This window comes from Sulfuricurvum sp., assembly GCF_049305995.1.
GTDB lineage: Bacteria > Campylobacterota > Campylobacteria > Campylobacterales > Sulfurimonadaceae > Sulfuricurvum.
Map to the genome: position 1 here is coordinate 21342 of NZ_JBAQPS010000061.1, position 6390 is coordinate 27731.

Consider the following 6390-nt stretch of genomic DNA (forward strand, 5'->3'; position numbering starts at 1 on the left):
TATGAGAGCAGTATAAAAAGTTATTGTGAAGCTATTGTGGAGGTTATGAAAGATTTTGAAGAGTATCGATTAAAGCAAGCGTTTGCCTCTCTTGTTCATAGAGAGTAAAACTTTTACGGACATAAGCTTGGAGGAGAAGTTTGAGATCATTGTTACCATAAAACTCAAAATCGCTCTTCATCTGCTCGGTCAAAAAACGAGCAAAATCTTCCTCGACATCAATGTCGTATCGTTTGGCATTGAGGGTGAGGGTTACTTTGGTCTTCATCCAAGCAAGCTTTCAATTTTAGAGACGATCGCTTCGATCTCCGCATCTTTGGCAGCGAGTTCATCGGCGTACATTTTAATCTCTTCATCTTTTGATGCAAGAGCGGATGTAAGACGTTGAATTTCATCCTCTTTACTTTGTGCATGAGCACGAATTGAAACACTATCAACACGTAAACTTTCAAGTTCACCCTTCAGTGTCGATTGTTGTTCAATCAAATCCGTTACGAGTGTTGTCAATTTTTCCAATGGCGTGGGATTAAATAGCATGATTAACCTTGAGTGATAGAGTCTTTGATATAATTCTAACATATTTTATCCTAGGGTTTCTTCATTGCCGATTTTTAAAGTCCATACCCCCTATCAGAGTGCCGGTGATCAGCCCGTTGCTATTGATGCACTCGCATCGGGCATTAAAAATGGTGAACGTTATGTTTCCCTTGAGGGGGTAACGGGTAGCGGTAAAACCTTCACGATGGCAAAAGTGATCGAAAGCGTTCAGCTCCCCACGATTATTATGACCCATAACAAAACATTGGCGGCACAGCTCTACAGTGAGTTTCGCTCGTTTTTTCCCGAGAACCATGTCGAGTATTTCATCAGTTACTACGATTATTATCAACCCGAAGCCTACATCCCCCGCCAAGATCTGTTTATCGAAAAAGACAGTTCGATAAACGATGAGTTGGAGCGTTTACGACTCTCCGCCACCGCCAATCTCCTCAGCTATGATGATGTCATCGTGGTCGCTTCCGTCTCTGCCAACTACGGACTCGGTGATCCGGAAGAGTATGAAAAGATGGTGCAAGTTATCGCCATCGGTGATGAAATCAACCAAAAAAAGCTCCTCCTTCGCCTCGTCGAGATGGGGTACGCCCGTAACGATACCTATTTCGACGGCGGTCACTTTCGGGTGAATGGGGAAGTGGTCGATATCTATCCCCCGTACTGGCAGGATCAAGCGGTGCGGATCGAGTTTTTCGGGGATGAAGTGGAACGTTTGACATTTTTTGAACCCCTGAGTAACACGATGACCGAAAAGCAAGATACGGTCACGATCTACGCGACCAGCCAGTTTGCCGTCGGTCAAGAGAAACTCTCCCGCGCCATCAAACGGATCGAGGACGAGTTGGGTGAACGGCTGGCTGAACTCGATAAACAGGGAAAAATCGTCGAAGCGCAACGTCTAAAACAGCGATGTGAATTTGACCTCGAAATGTTGCAGGCGACGGGGATGTGCAAAGGGATCGAAAACTATTCCCGCCATCTCACCGATAAACTCCCCGGTGAAGCCCCTTATACCCTGCTCGATTATTTCACCCTCCATCACGATAAATTTCTCATCATCGTTGATGAGTCTCATGTAAGTTTGCCGCAATTTCGCGGAATGTTTGCGGGGGATCGAAGCCGTAAAGAGGTACTCGTCGATTACGGATTTCGTCTCCCGAGTGCCCTCGATAACCGTCCCCTTATGATCGATGAGTTTATGAACAAAGCGCCTCATTATATGTTCGTCTCCGCTACCCCTGCCGCGCAAGAGATCGAGATCAGCACCACCATTGCCCATCAGATCATCCGACCTACGGGGCTTCTTGATCCAATCATCACGATAAAACCAAGTGAAAATCAGGTCGAAGATCTGCACGATGAGATTAAAAAAACAGTCGCCCTTGGGGATCGTGTCCTCGTCACCGTTTTAACCAAAAAAATGGCGGAAGCCCTCACCAAATACCTCGCCGATTTGGGGATCAAGGTGCAATACATGCACTCGGAGATCGACGCAATAGAGCGTAATCAGATCATACGGGGATTGCGTGTCGGAGATTTCGACGTCCTTATCGGGATCAATCTCCTCCGTGAGGGGCTTGACCTCCCCGAAGTGAGTCTCGTAGCGATTTTAGATGCCGACAAAGAGGGATTTCTCCGCTCCGAAACCGCCCTCATTCAAACCATCGGACGTGCCGCGCGGAATGAACACGGACGGGTCATTTTGTACGCCCAAAAGATCACCGGATCGATGGAGCGTGCCATTGCCAAAACAACGGCACGACGGGAAACCCAAGAGGCATTTAACACCGAACACGGCATTACCCCGACGACCACCAAACGCTCACTCGATGAGAATCTCAAACTCGAAGATGTAGGTGACTTGTATAACCGCTCTAAAAAAGCAAAAACCCTCCCTGCGGCAGAGCGGAAAAAACTGATCGAAGAGCTGAACCTCAAAATGAAAGAAGCGGCCAAAAAACTCGAATTCGAAGAAGCCGCGCGACTGCGCGATGAAATAGCAAAAATAAGGAAACTCTAATTTATGGATGACATGCTCACTAATTTATCAACCTATGGATATATCGTTTTATTCCTCTACTCATTGGGTGGGGGATTTGTTGCACTCCTCGGTGCGGGGGTTCTCAGCTTTATGGGAAAAATGGATATATCGCTCTCTATTACGATCGCTATGATTGCCAATTTCATTGGGGATTCGTTGATGTTTTATATGTCCCGCTACCATAAGCGTGAAATGATGGAGTACTTTAAAAAGCACCGTCGAAAGCTCGCATTTTCCCACCTCCTCCTTAAACGCAACGGCTCATGGATCATCGTTGTTAAAAAGTTTATCTACGGGCTTAAAACGCTTGTCCCTTTAGCCATCGGATTGACCAAGTACGATTTTTGGAAATTTAGTGCGTACAATGCCATCGGTGCAGTTATATGGGCGGTAGTGGTCGGGGGGGGAAGTTATCTTTTCGGAGGAGCACTTATCAAGGGATACGATATGGTAGCCGATAAGCCCTATCTCGCTCCCCTCATGCTCCTCCTTATCGGAGGAACCGTATGGCTTTACCTCTCATCAGCAACCAAAAAGAAATAAAAATCGTATGATTTTGAGCCTACTGCTGAAGTAAACTTAGCGTTAGCGTAGCCAAAGGGATTTTATTCCTTTGGCGTTCAAATCTACAATTAAAACAGTAGTTTTTCTTCCGTTTTCGGTGCCTCTTCCTGCGTTGCATCAGGAGCCGCTGAAGTATCGGTAAATGCCTCCGTGCCATTTTCATCACCACTAGGAGCTCTATACACTCCTGCAGGGAGATCAAAATAACGTTTAGTATTTGGATAAATACGTAACATATCTTCATAGTAATAACGGAAAACTGGTGCTGCGGCACGTCCGCCCGTTTCGCTGCGGCGCATAGGGGTGTTGTTGTCATGTCCGAACCATACAACCGTCTCTACGGTTGGAGAATAGCCGACAAACCATGCATCAACGTTTTTATTGGTTGTCCCCGTTTTACCGGCAATTTCTATCCCTCCAACACGTGCACTAGTTCCTGTACCGTGACTAACTACATCTTTAAGAATTGATGTCATCAAATAAATTTGTTCAGGAGTATTAACTTGACGGCTTTTATTTTCATAACGAATCGTCTCCCCTTTAGGGGTGATCACCTGACGGATAAGGATAGGATTAGTCAATGCACCTCCACTGGAAAACATCGTATAATACTTCGCTAAATCAATCGGAGATATCATAATCGTCCCAAGAGCAATCGAAAGATCCGGCGGAAGATTTTCGGTAATTCCATAACGTCTTAGACCATCAGTAATTTTTCCAAATCCCATATCGCTAACCATGTTGATAGTTGCAAGGTTGCGAGAGTGAGTCAAAGCATCACGGATAGTGACCATCCCTTTGTACTCATCTTTATAATTTTTCGGTTTCCACGTTTTTTCTTCTCCATCTTCACCTGCATAGGTATACGTTCGGGCAATATCTGGCACCATAGATGAGGGAGACATTCCACTATCCAATGCCACTTGATAAATAAACGGTTTAAAAGCTGAACCTGGCTGACGTTTGGCTTGCGTAACACGGTTAAAAGGGCTTAAAGAATAATCATATCCCCCTACCATCGCTAATATCTCACCAGTATGAGGATTAAGACTTACTAAGGCACCATTAAGTTGCCGTTGCATATTCTCATCCAAATCACCCGATTCCTGTGCCCGTTTTAGAATCTCTTCACGCCCTGATTGAAGTGCCTTATACCCAGCCTCTTGTAATCTCATATCAATCGTCGTGTAAATTTTATAGCCGCCACTGCGAATATCAGGGAATGCATCACCCAATTGACGCATTACTTCATCGATGATGTAGGGACCAGAATTTTTGCTCAGTGTATCATTATAGACTTTCGGACGTTCCTGAGTTGCTTTATCATAGGTTGCTTGATCGATCCATCCTAGCTCGTGCATACGACCGATAACACGGTTTGCACGACCTAATGAAAGCTCGTAATTGCGAGTTGGAGAATAGAAATTTGGTGCTTTAGGTAAACCGACCAACATCGCCATCTCTTTAAGAGTCAACTCCTTAAGTGGTTTACGGAAATAACCATCCGATGCTGTCTTAATACCATAATATCCGTGCCCCAAATAAATTTCATTGAAATAACGCTCTAAAATTTGCTCTTTAGAGAGTTCTTGCTCAATCCGAATAGCATAAAGAACCTCTTTAAATTTACGAGAGAATTTTTTTTCACGCGTCAAAAGGGTATTTTTAACAAGTTGCTGAGTGATCGTACTTGCCCCCTCCTTGAGCTTTCCGGCGCTGACGTCTTTAATGATGGCACGCATAACAGCATCAGGATTAACCCCTTGATGTTCAAAAAACATCGTATCTTCAATTGCCAAAAGAGCTTCAATCAAACGAGGAGGGATATTTTCATATGAAACATAATAACGATGTTCATCACTAAACAAATTAGCAATCTTATTTCCATTACAATCATACACTTCGGTGGTTAGACGAGGTTGATACTGAATCAGTTTTTGAGTTTCATACTCAAACGAGTAAATCAGATACCCTAAAAAAACGATCGGTATCATCACAACAATCCCGACTGTAATCAAAAAATATTTTTTCATTCTCACCCTTAGCGGTACTTCTTCATAGGAGTTGATCAATTTCTAAATCCCCTGGTTTTAAATTCAGCGTCGATTAACGCTTGGGTATATTCTTCTTTTGGTTCACGTTTCACGGTATCAATTTTCCCTTGTTCGATCACTCTGCCCTCTCTCAAGACACAGATATCTTCACAAAGTGCTGATGCGACCCCCATATCGTGGGTCACAAATAACATACTAAATTCCATTTTTTCTTGCAATGTTTTCAGCAGTGCGATCATCGTCTCTTTAGAGGTAGGATCGAGTGCTGTTGTCGGCTCATCTAGAAGCAAGAGCTTAGGATTTGAACCCAATGCTATAGCAACCACTACCCTCTGAAGCTGCCCACCTGAGAGTTCCGGCGGGAACCTCTCTAAGAGCGATTCATCCAATCCCAACAGGGTAAATAACTCATGGCTTTGCTCTTTTGGGAAGAACATTTGATCTTTTATCCGTGTAAGCGGAGAGAGTGCCGTAAACGGGTTTTGAGGAACTAGCGCGATATTTTTACCGCGCTGCCACTCAAAATCACACCGTTTTTCGATCACAACATCTAATGCCGGATCCAAAAGTCCCAAAAGAGCTTTCAGGGTAAGCGACTTACCGCTCCCACTTTCGCCCACCAATGCCAATGAGCACCGAATCTCAAATGCAATATCCACCAACACCTTACTATCATGAGTAATTTTGAGCTGATCGATATGAATCGTATTCATGATGCTATTTTACCCAAATCTGCGTTAATCGCTCACACACCCGAATCAAATGTGTTTCGTCTATTTCAAGTCGTGCAATGAGACGAAGTATCGCTTTTTTGACCGTCGGCTGCCGAATCGCTCCGACGTGTGTTAGCATCTCATTTTTGAGTATCTCTTGCAATCGCATCACTTCACGGTTATCGCCTATCTCAATAGGGACTATTAACCCTGCACGCTCGATACCCAGTATCTCTTTAACAATCCTCTGACGAATCACTATTTGCTCACGTAACTCTTCGGTATGGGATTGAATATACTCCAATGCATGATGGGCAAGCGCCGTATCATACAGCGAAGGTGCCGTTGCATAGATCACATTTTTAGCGCGATTAATGAGATACTCACTGAGGTGGCGTGAGGAGAGAACATAAGCACCGAAACTCCCGTATGCTTTACCTAACGTCCCCATTTTGATCATCAG

At 44.4% G+C, this 6390-nt stretch carries 7 protein-coding genes; 2 read left to right on the forward strand and 5 right to left on the reverse strand.

Annotated features, from left to right (window positions below; all coding sequences use genetic code 11):
• Positions 1-43: 43 nt before the first annotated feature.
• Both WA010_RS02110 and WA010_RS02115 read right to left on the reverse strand, forming a co-directional pair.
• A complete protein-coding gene (locus WA010_RS02110; RefSeq protein ID WP_422555525.1) occupies positions 44-268 on the reverse strand; it encodes a hypothetical protein in 225 nt (74 codons plus the stop codon).
• Positions 265-537 carry a hypothetical protein gene (locus WA010_RS02115; protein WP_422555526.1) on the reverse strand — a complete coding sequence of 91 codons (273 nt, stop codon included), beginning with the start codon at positions 535-537 and terminating at the stop codon, positions 265-267. The genes WA010_RS02110 and WA010_RS02115 overlap by 4 nt, the downstream gene beginning before the upstream one ends.
• Before the next feature lie 64 nt (positions 538-601).
• On the opposite strand from WA010_RS02115, the gene uvrB reads away from it, so the two are divergent.
• Positions 602-2575 (forward strand): excinuclease ABC subunit UvrB, encoded by a 1974-nt coding sequence (gene uvrB / locus WA010_RS02120; RefSeq protein ID WP_422555527.1) that lies wholly within the window; start codon positions 602-604, stop codon positions 2573-2575.
• 3 nt (positions 2576-2578) lie between these two features.
• On the forward strand, positions 2579-3139 hold the full coding sequence (locus tag WA010_RS02125) for a DedA family protein (protein ID WP_422555528.1): 561 nt from the start codon (positions 2579-2581) through the stop codon (positions 3137-3139).
• A gap of 89 nt (positions 3140-3228) precedes the next feature.
• Here WA010_RS02125 and WA010_RS02130 read toward each other — a convergent pair whose 3' ends face one another.
• From WA010_RS02130 to WA010_RS02140, 3 genes are all read right to left on the reverse strand, one after another.
• The gene (locus WA010_RS02130) at positions 3229-5193 is read right to left on the reverse strand and encodes a penicillin-binding protein 1A (protein WP_422555529.1); all 1965 of its coding nucleotides are present in this window, start codon (positions 5191-5193) and stop codon (positions 3229-3231) included.
• Positions 5194-5228: 35 nt separating this feature from the next.
• Complete coding sequence (locus tag WA010_RS02135; protein ID WP_422555530.1) at positions 5229-5927, reverse strand: ATP-binding cassette domain-containing protein; 699 nt, start codon at positions 5925-5927, stop codon at positions 5229-5231.
• A gap of 4 nt (positions 5928-5931) precedes the next feature.
• The coding region (locus WA010_RS02140; RefSeq protein ID WP_422555531.1) for an aminotransferase class I/II-fold pyridoxal phosphate-dependent enzyme at positions 5932-6390 on the reverse strand (459 nt) is incomplete at its 5' end.